Source organism: Exiguobacterium sp. s191, from assembly GCF_018618955.1.
Taxonomy (GTDB): domain Bacteria; phylum Bacillota; class Bacilli; order Exiguobacteriales; family Exiguobacteriaceae; genus Exiguobacterium_A; species Exiguobacterium_A abrahamii.
The window spans coordinates 157,422-177,626 of sequence record NZ_JACSNC010000001.1 but is presented as its reverse complement, the minus strand read 5'-3'; the positions used below and the strand labels follow the sequence as shown (position 1 = coordinate 177,626).

The 20,205-nt window shown below is 47.0% G+C and carries 19 protein-coding genes; 1 reads left to right on the top strand and 18 read right to left on the bottom strand.

Annotated features, from left to right (window positions below):
- Window positions 1-22 precede the first annotated feature (22 nt).
- The 17 genes from dnaG to rpsU all read right to left on the bottom strand — a co-directional run bounded on the left by dnaG (window position 23) and on the right by rpsU (window position 15,616).
- Window positions 23-1,819 carry a DNA primase gene (gene dnaG / locus KNQ09_RS00910; protein ID WP_064300317.1) on the bottom strand — a complete coding sequence of 599 codons (1,797 nt, stop codon included), beginning with the start codon at window positions 1,817-1,819 and terminating at the stop codon, window positions 23-25.
- A 146-nt stretch (window positions 1,820-1,965) separates the two neighbouring features.
- Entirely contained in the window at window positions 1,966-2,775 is an 810-nt protein-coding gene (locus KNQ09_RS00905) for a pyruvate, water dikinase regulatory protein (protein WP_047396410.1), read from the bottom strand.
- Window positions 2,776-2,787: 12 nt separating this feature from the next.
- Window positions 2,788-3,417 carry a transcriptional regulator CcpN gene (gene ccpN, locus KNQ09_RS00900; protein ID WP_035398363.1) on the bottom strand — a complete coding sequence of 210 codons (630 nt, stop codon included), beginning with the start codon at window positions 3,415-3,417 and terminating at the stop codon, window positions 2,788-2,790.
- A 21-nt stretch (window positions 3,418-3,438) separates the two neighbouring features.
- The gene (glyS, locus tag KNQ09_RS00895) at window positions 3,439-5,499 is read right to left on the bottom strand and encodes a glycine--tRNA ligase subunit beta (RefSeq protein WP_214857073.1); all 2,061 of its coding nucleotides are present in this window, start codon (window positions 5,497-5,499) and stop codon (window positions 3,439-3,441) included.
- Complete coding sequence (gene glyQ / locus KNQ09_RS00890) at window positions 5,492-6,382, bottom strand: glycine--tRNA ligase subunit alpha (RefSeq protein WP_029341034.1); 891 nt, start codon at window positions 6,380-6,382, stop codon at window positions 5,492-5,494. The genes glyS and glyQ overlap by 8 nt, the downstream gene beginning before the upstream one ends.
- Before the next feature lie 288 nt (window positions 6,383-6,670).
- Complete coding sequence (gene recO / locus KNQ09_RS00885; protein WP_023467502.1) at window positions 6,671-7,420, bottom strand: DNA repair protein RecO; 750 nt, start codon at window positions 7,418-7,420, stop codon at window positions 6,671-6,673.
- A gap of 3 nt (window positions 7,421-7,423) precedes the next feature.
- The gene (gene era / locus KNQ09_RS00880; RefSeq protein ID WP_023467500.1) at window positions 7,424-8,332 is read right to left on the bottom strand and encodes a GTPase Era; all 909 of its coding nucleotides are present in this window, start codon (window positions 8,330-8,332) and stop codon (window positions 7,424-7,426) included.
- On the bottom strand, window positions 8,325-8,723 hold the full coding sequence (locus KNQ09_RS00875) for a cytidine deaminase (RefSeq protein ID WP_023467498.1): 399 nt from the start codon (window positions 8,721-8,723) through the stop codon (window positions 8,325-8,327). Before KNQ09_RS00875 ends, era begins: the two co-directional genes overlap by 8 nt.
- A gap of 48 nt (window positions 8,724-8,771) precedes the next feature.
- Window positions 8,772-9,089: a diacylglycerol kinase gene (locus KNQ09_RS00870; protein WP_241492327.1), complete on the bottom strand. Its 318-nt coding sequence runs from the start codon at window positions 9,087-9,089 to the stop codon at window positions 8,772-8,774.
- Between the two features lie 29 nt (window positions 9,090-9,118).
- A complete protein-coding gene (gene ybeY, locus KNQ09_RS00865; protein WP_214857072.1) occupies window positions 9,119-9,595 on the bottom strand; it encodes an rRNA maturation RNase YbeY in 477 nt (158 codons plus the stop codon).
- Window positions 9,592-11,649, bottom strand: a complete 2,058-nt coding sequence (locus KNQ09_RS00860; protein WP_214857071.1) for an HD family phosphohydrolase — start codon at window positions 11,647-11,649, stop codon at window positions 9,592-9,594. Before KNQ09_RS00860 ends, ybeY begins: the two co-directional genes overlap by 4 nt.
- Before the next feature lie 36 nt (window positions 11,650-11,685).
- Window positions 11,686-12,648: a PhoH family protein gene (locus KNQ09_RS00855; protein WP_023467492.1), complete on the bottom strand. Its 963-nt coding sequence runs from the start codon at window positions 12,646-12,648 to the stop codon at window positions 11,686-11,688.
- A gap of 171 nt (window positions 12,649-12,819) precedes the next feature.
- Window positions 12,820-13,290, bottom strand: coding sequence for a hypothetical protein (locus KNQ09_RS00850; protein WP_064300320.1), 471 nt, complete (start codon window positions 13,288-13,290; stop codon window positions 12,820-12,822).
- A gap of 13 nt (window positions 13,291-13,303) precedes the next feature.
- Window positions 13,304-14,287 carry a flotillin-like protein FloA gene (gene floA / locus KNQ09_RS00845; protein WP_023467489.1) on the bottom strand — a complete coding sequence of 328 codons (984 nt, stop codon included), beginning with the start codon at window positions 14,285-14,287 and terminating at the stop codon, window positions 13,304-13,306.
- The gene (locus KNQ09_RS00840) at window positions 14,284-14,793 is read right to left on the bottom strand and encodes an NfeD family protein (protein ID WP_047396392.1); all 510 of its coding nucleotides are present in this window, start codon (window positions 14,791-14,793) and stop codon (window positions 14,284-14,286) included. The genes floA and KNQ09_RS00840 overlap by 4 nt, the downstream gene beginning before the upstream one ends.
- 181 nt (window positions 14,794-14,974) lie before the next feature.
- Window positions 14,975-15,421: a GatB/YqeY domain-containing protein gene (locus KNQ09_RS00835; protein WP_214857070.1), complete on the bottom strand. Its 447-nt coding sequence runs from the start codon at window positions 15,419-15,421 to the stop codon at window positions 14,975-14,977.
- A gap of 21 nt (window positions 15,422-15,442) precedes the next feature.
- Window positions 15,443-15,616, bottom strand: coding sequence for a 30S ribosomal protein S21 (gene rpsU, locus KNQ09_RS00830; RefSeq protein ID WP_012369719.1), 174 nt, complete (start codon window positions 15,614-15,616; stop codon window positions 15,443-15,445).
- A gap of 313 nt (window positions 15,617-15,929) precedes the next feature.
- Here rpsU and KNQ09_RS00825 point away from each other — a divergent pair, with 313 nt between their 5' ends.
- The gene (locus KNQ09_RS00825) at window positions 15,930-17,189 is read left to right on the top strand and encodes a dicarboxylate/amino acid:cation symporter (protein WP_064300322.1); all 1,260 of its coding nucleotides are present in this window, start codon (window positions 15,930-15,932) and stop codon (window positions 17,187-17,189) included.
- A 68-nt stretch (window positions 17,190-17,257) separates the two neighbouring features.
- Here the strand turns inward: KNQ09_RS00825 and pulA are convergent, their stop codons facing one another.
- Window positions 17,258-20,170: a type I pullulanase gene (gene pulA / locus KNQ09_RS00820; RefSeq protein ID WP_214857069.1), complete on the bottom strand. Its 2,913-nt coding sequence runs from the start codon at window positions 20,168-20,170 to the stop codon at window positions 17,258-17,260.
- Window positions 20,171-20,205: the final 35 nt, after the last annotated feature.

Here is a 20,205-nt window from a genome sequence, read left to right as displayed (position 1 = left end):
TCCTTCCACATCATGCAGCAGGTCATCGATCTTTTAAACGACGCTTCCGTTCTATGATCGCCTGCATCAGCTCCGCTTGAGCACGGATATCTGTTTGTTGATTCAATCGTGACTTTTCTTCTTCTAACAACCGACGTTGCTGTTCATTTTGGACGGCACGAATGTAGTGACTGAGTAAATCAGGATCATACTCAGGCATCAGCATGAACTCTAAATCCGCTACGATTCGTTGCAAAGAAGCGTCGTGCAACATCGTCAAAAAACGATCAGGACTTCCTTGCGTACCTGCTCCGTAAAATTCATATAGCTTGCCGGCAATCAATTGGTGTGCCGGATCATTGAATTGGACACCTAGTTGCTCTCGCACTTCAAGACATACTTCTTCTGAACGTATCATGTAGGCAAGCAAGAAGCGTTCTGCCTTTTTCCAGTTCGCGAACGTTCGGTCAGGAGGTGCTGTCGGTGGAGCAGTTGGGCGATCGGAAACGATTTGTTCTCTCTTCGGTTGTTGGACGGTTGGACGCACTTGTGCGATCAAGGAGTCTTTCGAGAGTTTAAATTCCTCAGAAAGTTTTCCTAAATAAATGTCCCGTAACAACGGATTGGATGTTCGACCAATCTCTTCAAGCATAGTTTCAATATATCGAACGCGTTCTCCTTCTAATCGCAAGTTTTTTCCTTGTCGAAAATAAAAAGATTTGAATTCAAGACTTGAAACCCGTTCTTGTTCGATCCAGTGTAAAAACGTCTCTTCGCCCTGATTCCCAATGAAGGAATCCGGGTCTTCGCCATCCGGTAAACGGATGACGGAACAGTCGACGGCAACGGCTTCAAGCAATTGTAGGGCTTTTAACGTCGCAGCGCGTCCTGCCTTGTCTCCGTCATAACAAATAATGACTTCATCGACGATACGTGCTAGGTTTTGGGCATGAACCGGTGTTAAGGCTGTTCCTAAAGAGGCTACCGTATAAGGTATACCCGCTTGAGCGACACGCACAACATCAAGATTCCCCTCAACGAGGACGACTTGTTTGATTTTGCGCATCGCCCCTCGTGCTTGAGCGAATCCGAATAACAGTTCACTTTTATTGAACAAAGGTGTTTCCGCTGTATTGACATACTTCGGATCACGACCATCAATCGAACGTCCACTAAATCCGACGATCGTGCCATCACGATCGGAGATAGGAAATACGACTCGACCGTTGAATCGATCTCGATAATCGCCATCGCGTCCGATTGAAATCAATCCCGCTTCGACCATCTCATCTAAATCAAACCCACGCCGTGCCAAGGAATCCACTGTAAAACGATCTTGATCCGGTGCATACCCGAGTCGGAACTCACGCATCGCACCCTCACGGATACCACGATTCTCTAAATAGATTCGTCCCGCGTCGCCTGCTTCCGTTTGAATCAACACCTCATGATACAACTCGGTGACGATCCGATGTGCCTCGCGCATCCGGAACTTCTTTTCCTGTTCAGGTGTCGATTCCGATTGTTCGAATCGATCCGGCTCCAGTTCTGGAAGTGTGACATCGCTGCGATCAGCTAATTTAGAGACGGCTTCCTTGAAACTCATTCCTTCTGTTTCCATGACGAAAGTGATCGCGTTTCCACCTGCACCACATCCAAAACAGTAGTACATCCCTTTATCAGGAGAAACAGAAAAGGAAGGTGATTTCTCAGAATGAAACGGGCAAAGCCCTGAATATCGATTCCCTTGTTTTTTTAATTCTACACGTTCTGAAATCAATTCGACGATGTCCGTTGCTTGGCGGACCTGATCGACGATTTCATCAGGAATTCGCTTCATTCCGTCCTCTCCCCTTTCCTTGAGAACTTATCCTTACATGACCATACCCGCAATGAAACGGAACGATGACTCGTTCCGTTTCATTAGAAAAAGGGCATTATCTCATTTATCAGCTAAACAAGTATACTATGTTCCTGACTGCTTGACTAGTCATGCGCTTTCCCAGAAATTCCGGTCAAAATCAGGTTCGCCGTTTCCTCGACTGCTTTATTCGTCACGTCGATGACTTGGCAACCGATTCGTTCGTATAAATTCCGTGCGTATTCGAGTTCCCGGTTGATTCGGTCCATCTGCGCGTATGCTGCTTCTGGTTTGAGTCCTAATGAACGCAGGCGTTCCATTCGGATGTCGATCAACTTTTCCGGTGAGATGAGTAGTCCAAAACATTTTTCTTTTGGAATATCGAATAGCTCCGCTGGCGGGATCGATTCAGGTACGAGTGGTACGTTCGCTACTTTATATCGCTTCAAGGCCAGATACTGCGAAAGTGGTGTCTTTGATGTACGCGACACCCCGATCAAGACGATATCCGCACGTTTAATTCCTTTTGGATCACGTCCATCGTCATACTTGACAGCAAACTCAACCGCTTCGATTTTTCGGAAATATTCTTCATCTAAGCGATAGATTAATCCTGGCTCTTCCTTCGGTTGCATCTGCAAGCGATCTTCCATCGTGTCAAGCAATGGACCAAGTAGATCAATCGCTTTAACACCGTGGGCACGCGCTGTGTCTGCAAGCAGACGACGATGGGTCGCATGAACGATCGTAAAAGCGATCGTCGCTTGTTCTTCTTTCGCATGAAGAACCAAGTCATAAATGACTTGATCATCATCGACGAACGGAATGCGGACCGTTTCGATGGCTTGTTCCGGGAATTGGATTGCAGCTGCGCGGACGACGAGTTCACACGTCTCTCCGACAGAGTCACTCACGACATAAATCCGTTGACGCATCAGGAACCCTCCTTAAATTTCTTCATCACGTGCTAAAGCGACCAACACTTTCGTCATGTTCGTCTTCGTCATTCGACCCACGACTTTCAAGACGCCGTTCTCCTCTTCGACGACTGGCATTGAATCAATCTGCTTTTCGATCAGTTTCATACCGGCACCAATCAACGTCTCCGATTTTTCACAGACCGTCAAATTCGGCATCCGTGTCATGATGATATTGACCGGTAACGAGTCTAACTCTTGATTACCGATTGCCGCACGTAGAAAATCCTTACGTGACAACACACCGACCAACGCATGGTCCTTACTGACGACGAACAGCGAACCTACATCTTCAAGGAATAAGTGAACGATCGCATCGTATACGGTCATCCCTTCATGAATGACCTTTGCCGACGACATGAATTCGCCGACGGTCAAGGTGTCGAGTTTCTCATGAAGCATGGACGCATTTTTCTTTCCAACGTACATATAGCCGACACGTGGACGCGCTTCTAGCATGCCGGTCATCGTTAAAATCGACAAATCGGGCCGTAACGTCGCCCGTGTCAAGGAGAGTGCAGAAGCAATCTGCTCTCCCGTGATCGGACCGTTCTCTTTGACGATTTGGAGTATCTTTTTTTGCCGTTCATTTAACTTCATCGGCTCATCCGTCCTTTTTCTTTACGCTAAAGTAAGTGCATTGAACCGGGCGACTGATTCGATGGCTTGCGCAAATCGTTTCATTTCGCTAAGACGGTTCGTGCGGACTGTTTCGTCGTCCGTCATGATCATCGTACCGTCAAAGTATGCTGTGATCGACGGAACGGTTGCCTCAAGTGCCTCAAGCGCTCGTTCATAATCAAGTGACGCGATCGCTTGATCGACCTCTGGTAAGGTCTTCTCAATCGCCTCATGTAACGCGCGTTCCGCATCATTTTCAAAGAGCGCTGGATTAACAGTTGTGACGTCTTCTGCTTTTTTCGAGATGTTTAAGACACGACTGAGTTGTTCGACTGTTTTCTTGAACGATTCTTTTTTCGTCGCACTTTCAAGCATCGCAGCACGCTGCTCATTCGCTTCGACTGTCAACGTATGATCAAGAGCGGCTTCGACGACATCATGACGGAAGTTCATTTCCGATAGACGGTATTTCAAGCGTTGTGCAAAGAAGTCTTGTAATGCAGCTTGAACTTCTTCGGCATCCTTCGCATAAAGACCTGCTGCCACCTGTTCTGAAACGACGAAGGCAATCAATTCAGTCAATGTCAGATTCAACTTGCGATCTGATAAAATCTGAACAATCCCTTGTGCTTGACGACGCAATGCATACGGATCCGCTGATCCACTCGGAATCATACCGACACCAAAGAATCCAGCGACGCTATCCATCTTATCGAGAATCGCATAGAGTGTTCCTGTCGGTGTCTCCGGACTTGCATCACCCGCGAAGCGTGGCATGTAATGTTCACGAATCGCAGCCGCGACTTCCGGATCCTCATTCTTCATGTTCGCATAACGCTCACCCATCAGACCTTGTAATTCTGTGAATTCATAGACCATTTGACTGACGAGGTCGAATTTATAGATCTGTCCTGCACGTTCGACACGTGTTTTGTCTGCACCGACACGATCTGCAAGTGCGAGCGCCATCTGACGGACGCGACGGACTTTTTCGCCTGTCGTTCCTAATTTTTCATGGAAGACGATTTTATCAAGACGTTTCGCCTGTTCATCGATATCTGCTTTTTTATCTTCTTCATAGAAGAACTGCGCATCTGCTAAACGGGCACGGATGACTTTTTCGTTTCCGCGTGCGACGTTTTCAAGATGTGTTGCGTTTCCGTTTCGTACCGTCACGAAATAATGGAGCAACGCCCCGTCACGTTTGACCGGGAAGTAACGTTGGTGTTCCTTCATCGTCGTGATCAAGACTTCTTCTGGTAACTCAAGATACGCTTCATCAAATGCACCGAACAAGGCTGTCGGATACTCGACGAGGTTCGTGACTTCTTCAAGTAAAGACGCATCGATCGGCACTTCGAATTGTTCGCGTGCCGCAAGCGCTGCAATTTGTTCTTCGATCAATTGACGACGTGCTTCGTAACTGACGATGACATTTTCTCCTGCGAGCGCTTCAACATAAGCGTTCGGACGCAGGATTGTGATGTCCTGCCCGAGGAAACGATGTCCACGTGATGTCCGACCTGTTTCGACGGATGCGACTTCAAACGGGATGACTTGATCGTCAAGCAGGGCAATCAACCAACGAATCGGACGCATGTAACGTAACGATTGTGTGCTCCAACGCATGTTTTTCGGGAATGTCATCGCTTCGACGACTTGTTTTAGTCCAGGAAGTAGATCGGCTGTCGCTTGTCCGACTTCCTTACGTGTCGCATAAAGGTATTCGACTCCTTTTTCTTCTCCAAGGAAGAGATCGTCCGTCGTTAACCCTTTACCACGCGCGAATCCTTCGGCTGCTTTCGTCCAGTTACCGTCTTCATCCATCGCGATTCGTTTTGCTGGTCCTTTTAATGTCTCTTCGAGGTCGCTTTGACGTGCTGCGAGACCTTTGACATATACTGCAAGACGACGTGGTGTCGAGAAGGATTCGACGCTCGCGAACTCAATCCGTGCTTCTTCAAGAAAACGCGTCACGCGTTCCTTGAGTTGTGTTTCGGATTGAAGGACGAATCGAGCCGGCATCTCTTCTAAACCGATTTCAAGTAATAATTCATGCATGTGACTCACCTGCTTTCGACTTGATCAATGGGAAGCCAAGACGTTCCCGTTCTTCGATGAAACTCTGCGCACAACGGCGCGACATGTTCCGGACACGATGGATGAATCCTGTCCGTTCCGTGACAGAAATCGCACCCTTCGCGTCGAGAAGGTTAAAGGTATGTGAACATTTCAAGATGTAATCATACGCTGGGAAAACGAGATTCTCGTCCAAGGCACGATTCGCTTCTTTTTCATATTGATCGAACAACGTGAAGAGTAAGGCGACATCTGATGTTTCAAACGTATACTTCGAATGTTCGAACTCCGGTTGATAGAAGATATCACCGTATTTGAAGCCATCCGTCCAAACGAGATCAAAGACACTCTCGACGTCTTGAATGTACGACGCGAGACGCTCGATTCCGTACGTGATCTCTACTGCGATCGGATTACACTCGATTCCACCGACTTGTTGGAAATACGTGAATTGCGTGATTTCCATCCCGTTCAGCCATACTTCCCAGCCGAGACCTGCAGCACCGAATGTCGGGTTCTCCCAGTTATCCTCTACGAAACGAATATCATGTTCGAGTGGGTTGATACCGAGCAACTCGAGACTTTGTAAGTACAATTCCTGAATGTTGTCAGGTGATGGTTTCATGATGACTTGGAATTGATGGTGTTGATACAGACGGTTCGGATTTTCCCCGTAACGACCGTCAGCTGGACGGCGTGATGGTTCTGTATAACAAACGTTCCATGGTTCTGGTCCGAGACTCCGTAAGAACGTCATCGGATTCATCGTACCGGCTCCTTTTTCTACGTCGTATGCTTGCATCGTCAAGCAGCCTTGTTCTGCCCAAAATTTTTGTAATGTCAAGATCATGTCTTGTACTGTCATCTTCACGACTTTCACCTCCGAAATGATTAAGGAACGCAAAAAACGCCCCTATGTACAACAATCGTTGCACATAGGGACGAGACGAGCCCGCGGTTCCACCCTACTTGCATGCATCGCATGCCACTCTTTTTGACAAAGAACACTCCGAAACGCCATTCGCGCCCCTCTCACTCCCAGCTCACACCACCCTGGAATCGCTTGATTGAGAAAAAGACGGTACTCCTTTTCGTCATCGTGTTCATTTAGTTGCTTCTACCGCATTTATTCTACCGAACCCGCTTGTTGCTGTCAATCGTTGCCGAAATCAATCAACTGGTCGAGGACACGTTTTGAACGTAGACGTAACCCGCTGTAGCGTTCCATATAAGCATCCATGATTTGACGTAGTAGACGCTTCGTTTCCGGCTTCACCGTCACGGTCCCGATCCGCGAGAAATCATAGACAGAAAACACATAGAGCATCTTCGCGACTGCCTCTGACATAAAGACAGCATGTTCATCCTCATGGCGATGCCGGCGACAGAGTAGACCACCGTGGTGTAACGAAAAAGCAAACGGTGCTTCAGCACTCCCGCAAATCGTACAGCCATTCAAGTGCGGCGCAATCCCTAGATGACGCAACAGGCGCAACTCGATGATGAAAGAGACGACGTCGGGATCCAGTCCTTCATCCATCGCCTCCAGTCCTTCGACGAACAAATCATAGAGTGCCGGTTGCGGCACTCGTTCATCAAGCGCTTTATCTGCCAGCTCCAGTAGATACATCGCATACGCCATCAAGACGACATCTTGCCGGATATGCGCGTGGCTCGTGATGACGTCTGCTGATTTCAACTGACCGAGACCACGTGACCGTGGATAGATATAGACGGCTCGAACGAAAGGCTGGCTTGCCGCGTTGAAACGACTACCCGGCTTCTTCGCTCCTCGCGCCATGACGGCGAGCTTGCCGTATTCACGTGTCAGTAGCGTGACGATCTTATTCGATTCACCGTATACGACCGTTCGTAGTACAAGCCCTTCCGCCTTATCGATCATCGCTTAATACTCGTCATCGCGGAAGCCAAGTTCACGCAATTGACCGGCCTTGTTACGCCAATCCTTTTGGACTTTGACCCACAAGTTCAGGTAAACTTTCGTTCCGAGTAACATCTCGATGTCCGTTCGTGCTTCAGAGCCGATTTCTTTTAGAAGTGCTCCGCGTTTACCGATGATGATTCCTTTTTGGGAATCGCGCTCGATCAAGATCGTCGCATGGACATCGACCATGTTTCCATTCTCACGCGTCTTGATTTGATCAATCGCGACTGCGATCGAGTGTGGTACTTCATCGCGTGTCTTCTGCAAGACTTTCTCACGGATCATCTCTGAGATGATGAAACGCTCCGGGTGGTCAGTGACTTGATCCGCCGGGTAATACATTGGTCCTTCCGGTAAGATCTTCGCGATTTCTTCAAGTAACGGTCCGACGTTGTTACCTTGTAACGCAGAGATCGGAACGACTGCCGCAAACTCAAGCTCATTTTTATATGACTCGATGATTGGCGGAATATCATTCGGATGAATCAAATCGACCTTATTCATGACCAGAATGATCGGTGTATCGAGTTCCTTCAATTTTTCAATGATGAAATCGTCACCTTTTCCTTTTGGTTCCGTCACGTTGACCATGAACAAAATCGCATCAACTTCACGCAATGCGTTCGTTGCGACCTTCATCATGAAGTCGCCGAGTTTATGTTTTGGTTTGTGAATCCCTGGTGTATCGATGAAAATCGTCTGAACGTCTTCTGTCGTATAGACACCTTGGATCTTGTTTCGCGTCGTTTGTGGCTTATCAGACATGATGGCAATCTTTTGTCCGATGACACGGTTGAGGAATGTCGATTTTCCGACGTTCGGGCGTCCGATGATCGAGACAAAGCCCGATTTGAATCCTTCTTTAAACATGTAAATCCCCTTTCGTGAATGCTCCTGGTAAGAGGGCACCCACTGTTGTTTCTGTGACATCCCCTTTAAGGTTCGTCAAGTAGATTGGCATATCCGCATCACACATCTCTGATAACACTTGGCGGCACTGTCCACATGGTGCGACCGGTCCTTCCGTGTCCGCAACGACAGCCATCGCTGCATACTCGCGCGCATCCTGTGCCCACGCAGAGAAGATTGCTGTCCGTTCTGCACAGTTACAAAGACCATATGCAGCGTTTTCAATATTGCAACCATGGAAGACTTGTCCGTCTTTTGTTAGTAGAGCAGCACCGACTTGGAATTTCGAATATGGAACATACGCTTTTTCGCGTGCACGTTTAGCTTGTTCGAGTAATTGTTCTGTTTTCATGTGAGTATCCCCTTCTTAGGAACGGTATTGGCCAAAAAGGCCGGATTCTTATTGTACCAAATATGGGATGAAGATGCATAGTGCAATTGCAATAGATGTAAGCGCCAACACAAGAACAGCTCCACTTGCAATATCCTTGACTGCTTTTGCCAGCGGATGCCATTCCTGCGTTACGAGATCAACGACGCGCTCAAACGCTGTATTGAACATCTCAGCACTGATGACGATCCCGACCGTCAAGAAGAGGATTGCTCGCTCGACAGACGTCAAGGGTAATAGAAAGGCGACAAGTAACACGATGGCACCAACTGTCACATGAACTTTCATATGCCGTTCCTCTCGAATCGATTGGCGCAATCCGTTCATGGCATGCCGAAAGGGTTGCCACCAGCTTTTCACAATGTGCCCCGATATAACTCGAAGTGATGCAGGATTTCCTCCTGTCGCTTCGTCATGACTTCCTCATCTGCTTTTTCAATATGATCGTATCCGAGTAAATGGAGAAAACCATGGACAGCGAGGAAACCGAGCTCTCGCTCAAAATGATTGCCATACTCTGCCGATTGTTCACGGCATCGTTCCACGGAAATGATCAAATCGCCAAGGACGATTGGTTCATCTTCGAGCAATCCGAAATCGATTTCATCTTCTCCGAGTTCTTCCATCGCAAAGGAAATGACGTCTGTCGCCTGATCCTTTCCACGCCATTCACGATTGATTTCTTGAATCTCATCGTTTGAGACGAAAGTCACGGACAACTCACTATTTGAATCGACTTCTTCTTGTTCTGCCGTGTAAATCAAAATCGATTCGACAAGCTGTCGTTGTTCTTCCGTTAGACGATTATTTTCGTCTGTCATATAAATATTCATGTCGTTGCCTCTTTCTTTAATTCTGGATACTCGATTCGTTCATGGAACAAACCGGATAAAGTATGACACGCACTTTCACCGACGCGATAAATCTCACGTGTCGTAATGTCACATTCCGCGAATTGGTCATCCATCATCTTTTCACGAATGATTTTCGCGACTAAGTCCCGAATTCCTTCTTCTGAAGGAGCTTTCATCGAACGAACGGCCGCTTCAATCGAGTCAACGATCATGATGACCGCCGCTTCACGAGTTTGTGGTTTCGGACCTGTGTAACGGAACGTCTCTTCGTCGACCTCACCTTGTTCTGCTGCTTTGACATAAAAATAGCGAAGCAGAGAGGTTCCATGATGCTGACGGCAAATATCGATGATCGCCGCAGGAAGTTTTGCGTCTTCGAGTAATTCAACGCCATCCTCGGTATGTGCCAAGATGACACGTGCCGACTCTTCCGGTGTCAATCGATCATGGGGATTACGTCCATGCTGGTTTTCAATGAAATAAAGTGGCCGTCGTGTTTTCCCTAAATCATGATAGTAGGCTCCGACTCGTGCAAGCAACCCATCTGCTCCGATTGCTTCACAGGCTGTTTCTGCTAAGTTCGCGACCATCATACTATGATGGTACGTTCCCGGTGCTTCAACTAATAGTTTTTTGAGTAACGGATGCGTTGGGTTCAACAGTTCGAGTAGACGGGTCGGTGCTAAAATACCGAATGTCATTTCAAGAAACGGCAATAGCCCAATTGCTAGGACGGCACTCAAGATACCACTCGCAATTGCAAAACCGATTAAAATCAGCGTTTCTCGCAGTTCGAATGTACCACTTCGTAACAGGACGAATGCTAAGAAAATCGCGATGTTTGCTCCGGCAATCGAAATACTGCTCATGAAAATACGACGACGCGACAAACTAGATTGTAGGAAAAATGTTGCGACTAACCCACCAACCAATAAATAGATCGCGATATTGAAGCTGAAGTTTTGATTGGCACTATAGAAGAACGTTCCGGCAAGTGCCGTAAACAGAGAGCTCGATAAGGCAATCCGTTCGTTCAATAAATTGCGCAGGACGAGCGCAGCAAAAGCGGTCGGCGTGAGTAAGTAAAATGCTGGATTGATGTCGTCTGCTAAGAACGCCATACCATACATGACGAGTAATTGTAGACTGACGACGAGATAGACAAGCCCAAATAAACGAATCCGCCCCATTTGAGCGTATCGTAGTTTCGAACGGTGAATGAAGCCAAATAAAAAGGCAGTCATCAACGCACTGATCAGCATCGCACCGAGTAACGGTTTCAACGACTGTCGATCAGAAATCAATCCGACCAGTTGTAGCTGACGATAGGCATCTTGTGAAATCACTTCGCCTCGTTTGACGATTACTTCACCTTCTGAAATGATGACCGGTTCGACTTTATCACTCGTCTGTTTACGGAGCTGTTCCGTTTTTTCCGGATCATAGACGTAGTTCGTCACGATCAGTTGATCGGTCAACGCTTTAGCGACTGCTTTTAGTGAAAAGGAGAGTGGCGAACGTTCGATATCCGTCCGCGCATTCTCACGTGCTTCCGCTACTTCACCACCATCGGACGAGATGCGTTGACGCATCGCTTCTTCAATCGCTGTAATGACGACGTCACGTGTCGTATTCCGCAGTGCTGTCGTCGACGTCACAAGCAAGCGTAACTCATCATCCTTCAACAGTGTCGCTGCCTCCGTCCCACGCAGACGCTGCTTGATTTTACCGATCTCATTTGCTTTTTTAATACCGGACAAACTAGCAAAAAGTTGTTCTACTTTATCAATTTGCTGTGCTGCATACTCTTGTTTGATCGTATACTGACTCTCGATTGCAGCAACCGAATTTTCCTTGATTTGATTTGTTGCGACCCGGTCCTCCATCGTCAAGGGTGACCGGATATCTTCTTCTGCAATTGAGAATGGTTCTGCGGACAAGGCTTCTGGTCGAACGCTGACATACATCATCGTCGATACGATGAGATAGAATACTACTGTCAAAAGACCAACCCAGACCCCAACCTTGCGCATATCATCTCCCCCTTTTCCCTCTTTTTCCGTAACGGCTTAGGTCAAATCCTGACTATAAGCATCAACGATTTTCCGGACAAGTGGGTGACGTACGACATCAGCTGAGCCAAAGTGCTCAAAATGAATCCCTTTGACATTACCGAGCAAATGTAACGCTTCTTGTAGACCAGATGTTTTTCCACGCGGAAGATCAACTTGTGTTAAATCGCCCGTAACAATCATCTTCGAATGGAATCCGAGACGCGTCAGGAACATCTTCATTTGTTCCCGTGTCGTATTTTGCGCTTCATCGAGAATGACAAAAGCATGTTCAAGCGTCCGTCCGCGCATGTAGGCGAGCGGTGCGATTTCGATGACACCACGTTCAAGCAGACGAGCCGTATGTTCGACACCAAGCACGTCATGTAGCGCATCGTACAGAGGACGTAGATAGGGATCGACTTTTTCTTTAAGATCCCCTGGAAGGAATCCTAGATTTTCTCCTGCTTCTACTGCCGGACGCGTCAGGACGAGTCGTTTGACGTGACCTTCTTTTAACGCTTTTGCCGCCATCACGACAGCAAGATATGTTTTTCCAGTTCCCGCTGGTCCAATACCAAATGTCAAATCACAGCGGTCGATTCCCCGAACGTAACGTGCTTGACCGAGTGTCTTTGCACGAAGTGGTTTTCCTTTATGATTCGTATGAATGACCGTATCGTAAAGTTCTAGCAGTTCATCCACACGATCTTGACGTGCGAGTTGAATGGCGCTCGTCGCGTCACGCTCTGTTAAAACAGCACCACGATTCACAAGTTGTTTCAAGACGCCTACAACCTGTCCTGCTAAGATCACAGACTGCTCCTGTTCGGATTGTGCCAACAGTTCATCTCCTCGATGCGTCAGCTGAACGTCAAGTTCTGCTTCCATCGTACGTAAGACTGCATCATTCGGACCGACGAATGCTTGAATCTGTTCTGAATTCGAAAATGCAAATGGGATTCTTTCGTTGAATATCACGTTGTGAATGGCCTCCTAGTCATGGATAACAAGTTGTCATCGCTTCATATCTAATCTCTTCCACTTTAGCACTTCCGCCGAAAAGATGGAAAGAAAAACCCGTTCCCACCTTTTAGGAAATAAAAAGAGTCAATCCTACGCGTTTCGTAGGATTGACTCACTGTCTAATCATCATCGTTTTCGTTTTGAAACGGGTGCACCCAGAACCTCACTCCAAACGATGGCACGTCGCATTTCATCTTGTGAAATCGTCGTTGCTGATGCTGAACGACTAGACGATCCAATGGCACCATCTGCTACGCTATCTTTGATTTCGCCAATCGTCGATGAGGACATCCCTTTTTTCGAATGTTGCTTTTGACGTTGGTCCAAACGTTGTTGCAATTCCGTTCGTTCATGAACGGGTCGCGCTTTCGTTTGCGTTACCCCCGGTTGTTTCTTCGTGGGTGCTTTTTTACGAACGACAGGTGGAGGTACCGTCTCTTGTCGCATCGTATCGACCTGTTCGGTCATTTGCTTCACATATTCACCGAACTCCTTTGAAGGAGTTCGGTTCGTCTGCTTCGGTTTTTTATCTGCTGCTTTTGAGATGACGGAGATGACACCGAATGCGATCATCAATCCGACCCATATGATATCCATACCGTCTCACCCTTTATTGTGAGTCATTTGGTGATGATTGCCCACCGATTGCTTGGCGCATTTTCGTATCTGCTGTCACGTTCAAGTAGTTCGCATAATCCATGACGCCAAAGTTACCGTCACGCATCGCTTCAGCGATAGCAAGCGGCACTTCCGCTTCAGCAGCGACAACCTTCGCACGCATCTCTTCAACACGTGATTTCATCTCTTGTTCACTTGCGATCGCCATTGCGCGACGTTCTTCGGCTTTCGCTTGCGCAATGTTCTTATCTGCTTCTGCTTGATCCGTCTGCAGAACCGCACCGATATTCTTACCGATATCAATATCTGCAATATCAATCGAGAGAATCTCGAACGCCGTACCCGAATCGAGTCCTTTTGCAAGAACCGTCCGTGAGATCATCTCTGGATTCTCAAGTACTTCTTTTTGGTCATTACACGAACCAATGGTTGAGATGACACCCTCACCAACACGTGCGATGACCGTTTCTTCCCCAGCACCACCGACGAGACGATCGATGTTCGCACGTACCGTGATCCGGGCTTTCGCTTTCACTTCAATCCCGTTCATCGCCACACCGGCAATGAATGGTGTTTCGATGACTTTCGGGTTAACCGACATTTGAACAGCTTCCAAAACGTTACGACCAGCAAGATCAATCGCCGCTGCGCGTTCGAAGCTCAACTCGATATTCGCACGGTGTGCTGCAATCAAGGCATTGACGACGCGGTCAACGTTACCACCAGCAAGGAAGTGACTTTCCAGTTGGTTCGTATTCAAGTTCAATCCCGCTTTAACCGCCTTGATCAACGGATTGACGATCTTAGACGGTGTTACTCGACGAAGACGCATCCCGACTAATGTAAAGATCGATACGCGTACTCCCGCTGCGAGCGAGCTAATCCAAAGTGGAATCGGAACGAGCGTGAAGAAGATGGCGAGGAAAATTAAAATTCCTCCGGATATGAGTAATACAGTCAATAATTCAGGTGTCATGTGTGGGACTCCTCCTTCGTATGTTGGACTCTAACAATGACGCGTCCATGCGTCACTTCTTTTACGACGATCGTTTCCCCCGCTTGAATGAAGGTCCCTTCCGTAACCGCATCGATTCGATTTCCGTCGATTTCAATTGTTCCTGACGGACGGAGAGGTGTCAGACTAACTCCTTCTTGTCCTAACAATTGCACTTTGTCTTGATGAGAAAGATAGCCTTTTTCAGACGATGTGGAATCTGTCAAAATCAAACCTCTCCATAATAAGGATTGATTCGATTTAATTCTGCGATATGCCCAGTATCCGGCCGCAAGTGATAGAAATACAGCAAGTCCAACCGCTATGCCTACTTGACCAACTGTAGCACCTGCCATGATCAGACTAGCAAGGACAGCGCCGATTCCGAGGACTCCAAAGATTCCGAACCCTGTGACGAATATTTCGACCAGTAACATGAGGACCCCGATCATGAAGACCGCCAAAATCATCCCTAAGCTAAACGTCATGCGTACGTTCACCCCTTTTCATTCGTGTCAGAAGCTGCTTCTTTTGCACTTTGATTCGTTACTATAATTATATACGCTTTCAAAACAAAAAGGTTTCATGACTATTCTGAATTCATCAAGAAACTTTTAATTGTGACAGGAACGACAAAAAAGGTGCCCCGAAGGACACCTTTTCCATGTATTAAGCGAGCCGTTGTTTGACGAGTCGATTAATTAATGCACCGTCTGCCTTGCCTTTAAGCTGTGGCATGACGATACCCATTACTTTCCCCATATCTGAAGGAGCAGAGGCACCCGTCTGCGCAATAGCTGCGTCGACGATTTCCTGTACTTCTTCCTCGGAAAGCTGTTTTGGCATATAAGCTTCGAGCACGACAATCTCTGCTTGAATTTTCTCGACGAGATCGTGACGACCAGCGCTATCGAATTCTCGGAGGGAGTCGTTGCGCTGCTTCATTTCACGTGAAAGAATCGTTAATTCTTCCTCGTCCGTCAATTCTTGCTTACCGAGTTTGATCGTTTCATTTTGCAGCGATGATTTCACCATCCGAATCGTCGTAAGACGATCTTTTTCACGTAGACGCATGGCTTCTTTCATATCCGCTGTCAAACGCTCCTGAAGACTCATGAGGATACACCCTCTCTAACGTTAGAACTTCTTACGCTTACGCGCAGCCTCCGATTTAAGCTTACGTTTTACACTTGGCTTTTCGTAGTGTTTACGTTTACGAACTTCTGCAAGCGTACCATCTTTTGAAACACCACGTTTGAAGCGACGAAGTGCGTCTTCAAGTGATTCATTTTTACGTACACGAGTTTCCACTAGTTTTCCCTCCCTCCGATATTACCGACTAAAGGAAACGTGTCAGACACGTCATACAACATTATAGTAGGAATATACAATTTGGTCAACAGTTGATTCTAGCGACTTTTCTATACCCTACGCTGTTCCTTTTTGTTCTTTTCTATCCTCTCATGGTTGCATCCGTTTGACAACAAAATCTAGTCATTCCTGCATCAAAATCCAGAAACTTTTTTGTAAGCGTTATCATGTATTTTTTAAAATGTTTTGTCAAAATGGGTGATGATGTGTCAAAATATAGACAATTATCAAATAAAGGAGTGTGACATCACTTATGAAAGAAGCAAAGCGCATCATCTGGGGATTGATTCTCGGGGTGATCCTCGGAATCATTCTTGCAACCTTACCGGATAAGTCGATTTATGAGGGATTGAATAAATATGCTTTACAGCCCATCGGGACAATCTTCCTGAACCTGATTAAGATGCTCGTCGTACCGATCGTCTTCTTCTCGATCACTCTCGGTGTCATGGGGCTCGGGAATCCAAAAGAGCTTGGTCGTGTCGGCGGAAAGGCAATCGGCTACTTCATGACGACGACGGCTGTCGCGATTGTCATTGCTCTCGGTTTGTCATTACTGATTAAACCGGGTACTCTCGGAAGCTTCTCTACAAATAACCTTGAATACGATAGTGGAAGTCTTCCCGATACGAGTTTGATCAACACAATCGTCGGTATGTTCCCGACGAACCCGATCACCTCGATGGCAGAAGGCAACATGTTGCAAATCATCGTCTTCAGTGTGTTCGTCGGTTTTGGAATCACATTCCTCGGTAAAAAAGTCTCGACGTTACGGACATTCGTCGAACAAGGAAACGAATTGATGACGTACCTCATCACACTCGTCATGAAGATGGCTCCGCTTGGAGCGTTTGCTTTGATCGCATCAGCAGTCGGTTCACAAGGTTGGGAATCGTTAAAAGCAATGTTCTTCTATATGCTCGTCGTTGTTCTAGCGTTAGTCGTTCATTCTTTATTCACATACGGTTCGACTGTTTCGTTACTCGGGAAGATGAACCCGTTCTTCTTCTTTAAGAAGTTCGCACCTGTCATGTTGTTTGCTTTCTCGACGTCTTCATCGAACGCAACACTTCCTGTCGCGATGCAAACGGCTCAAAAAGAGTTGAAGGTTCCGCGTTCCGTCTCAAGTTTCGTCCAACCTCTTGGTGCGACGATCAATATGGATGGAACAGCAATCATGCAAGGTGTCGCGACTGTCTTCATCGCGCAAGTCTACGCTGTAGATTTGACGCCAGGTCAACTTGCGACTGTCGTCCTGACAGCTGTTCTTGCCTCAGTCGGTACAGCCGGTGTACCGGGTGTCGGTCTCGTCATGTTGACGATGGTTCTTCAATCGGTCAATCTACCGGTCGAAGGGATCGCTTTAATCATCGGTGTCGATCGTCTTCTTGATATGATGCGGACAGCCGTCAACATCACTGGTGACGCAGCATGTGCCGTCATCGTCTCGAAATCGGAAGAAGGTAATCTGAAAGAAGAAGAGAACGAAGAAACGGATGAGCGTTACGCTTGATTGCACGTTTCTCGACTGACGAAAAGGACGTTCCGCCAACTGCGGAACGTCCTTTTTTATCTGTTCACTTATTTCGATAAGACGAATGAGCTAAGTCCTTCGACACGAACCGTACCTGATACTTTACGGATTGCTTTGGTTCCTGCTTGTTTACCGTCTACAAGCAACTTCCATTTCCCTGTCGGTAACTTCATATCGACTGCTGTCCGATTCGCATTATGAATGACGTAGAGATCATCCTTTTGTTGTGGCGCAGCATCATCTAATCGATAAGCGATGACTTGTGCCGGTGCTGTTTCAAACGTCAGGTAACGACGAATGTCTTTTGCTGTTGCTAAATGAAGTACTGGATTCTTTTTACGTAACTCGATCAATCCTGTCATATAATCAACGTCTTGTTGACGGTCCATCTTCCGTTTCCAGTCGAGCTGGTTGACAGAATCCGGTGATTTATACGAGTTATGGTCTCCGCCCTTCGTCCGCATGAAGTCCTGCCCCGCATGGATGAACGTCGTTCCTTGTGACGTCAACAAGATACTTGAAGCCAAACGATGCATCTTTGTCTTCGTTGCGTCATTGTCTTGTGGATTCGTCAGGTTTAACTTATCCCAAAGCGTATGGTTATCATGGGCTTCAACGTAAGTGATGGCTTGATCTGGTTCTTGCGTAAATCCTTGAATCTCTTTGTCATAAGCAATCTCTCCGACGATTCCGCGTTTGATGCGCGTTTCAAGACCGGTTGTTCCGTTAATGAAACCAGCATCTGAATCGATGAAGACGCTACCTTTGAGCGCATCGCGTAGATTGTCATTGAAATGTCCGATTCCTGGCATTTGTTTTGTATTCGTTTGGTTGGCCTTATCTGCATCCGGAAGCGGTGTTCCAAGGCTCCACCCTTCTCCGAATACGAGAATCGACGGGTCAATTCGTTTTGTCGCCTGTTTAACAGCATTCATCGTCTTGACGTCGTGAATGCCCATTAAGTCAAAGCGGAATCCGTCCCAGTGGTATTCTTTCGCCCAATATGAGACAGAGTCAACGATCAATTTGTGCATCATTTGACGCTCAGATGCTGTATCGTTTCCGACACCAGTTCCGTTCGCTAAATCGCCGCCTTCTGTATAACGGTAGTAATAACCAGGGACGATTTTATCAAGGTTTGATGCCTTTGCGTCAAACATGTGGTTGTAAACGACGTCCATGACAGCACGAAGTCCATTGTCATGTAGTCCTTGAATCATCTGCTTCATTTCTGTGATTCGGACTTTTGGATCATAGGGGTTTGTCGCATACGAACCTTCTGGTGCGTTATAGTTCTTCGGATCATAACCCCAGTTATACGATTTAAGCGGGTTCGTCTCATCGACGGACGCTGTGTTGAAATCATAGACTGGAATGAACTGAACGTGCGTGATGCCAAGTTCCTTCAGATGATCAAGCCCTGTCTTCGTCTTCGTTTTCTTACCATCCTTCGTCAAACGCGTACCTGGCTCGATGACGCCAAGGTACTTCCCTTTTTGTTTGATGCCTGAATCGTAACCTGAATTCGTCACATCAAACATCGATAAATCACGGACGTGTGATTCATAGATGATCGCGTCTGTCGCATGGCGAAGTGGCATTTTCCCATTCGTCCAGCGTTTTGGATCCGTCTCGCGTAAGTCGACGACGACACCTTGGTCGCCATTGACGGCGACTGCTGTCGCATACGGATCAACAGCACGCGTTGATTCTTTGGCGTGTTTGACTTCGTATGTGTATCCGACACCGTCAAGATCGCCCTTGACTGTTACTTGATACACACCACGATCCGTTCGTTCCATCTTGATTTCGCGCGTGATATCTTTTGTCGTAGCAGCTTCTTGTTTTGGTAAGCGATACAATTCGAGCTCGACGGCTTGTGCTGTCGGTGCCCAGACTTTAAACGTCGTCTTCGATTTTTGATAGTCGACACCGAGTTTTCCATCGTAGGCATACTTTTGGTCGAATGCTTTCGAACGGAGCACTTTACCTGCTTCAAGAATTGCTTCTCCAAAAACAGGATGAGATGCTCGGACGACTTTTGCTAAATCGATATCTGAAGTGACTTCGACTTTTACCGTTTTGGCATCGATTGCTGACACGACTGGATTCGTCACGCCTTCAAACGTAAATGCCTTTAAGTCTTCTTCCGTCAGCGGTGCATTCGTTTTTAATGTCATCGTCCGGAAGTCATCTGCTAAAAAGCTTGTGATTTTCGGTGTGCGATCAATTTCCGGTTTGCTGTAGTATACCGTCTGATCTCCTTCAATCAACCAGATGTCTTTCGCCCCTGCATAAAAGAAACGATCAGCTCCGTCTTTTTCCGACCATCCTTCAAGATGCGGAATGACGCCTGCAAGACGTGCTTTCGTCGGATTATCGAGTGTTACTTTGGCAACGGCACCAAACTCATCTTGCTTGTCGAACTCGAATCGCTTGCCATCTTGCTCTTCCGGCCAAGACCAGACACCATACTTGTCATAATCATTGTCATACCGGTAATAGTGGATGTTCGTATCGATATTTTCGACATCTGCTCCATTGCTTGGATTGACTGTCGAGATGTTCTTACTTCCCGACTCGATCCAGATTTCAGCAACACCATTTTTAATCATATCTTTCGTGATGAAGCGATCATTTTCAGATCCCCCATCCTTGTTCCAGTTATCATCTCGAACGATGAAGCCGATTTTTTCCGGCTGATCAACTGGAAATTCATAAGCTGCGATTTTCCCGTAAGCATCCTCGCCGTTAAAAGCGTGAGCTTTATTCGGAAAATAATCCGGACCATTTGCCCATAACCACAGATTCCAATCCTTTGTGGCATTTGGGTCTTCCTTGTAGTGAATGATGACCAATGTCGACTTCCCTTTTTCCAGTGCTTGACCGGATAAAGAGAGTCCACTAAATATCAGTGCAAACGTTAGCGCAACGATACAAACGAATCTCATGCGTTTCATACGGTAGCCATCTCCTTTTGGTATGTAATCGTTTT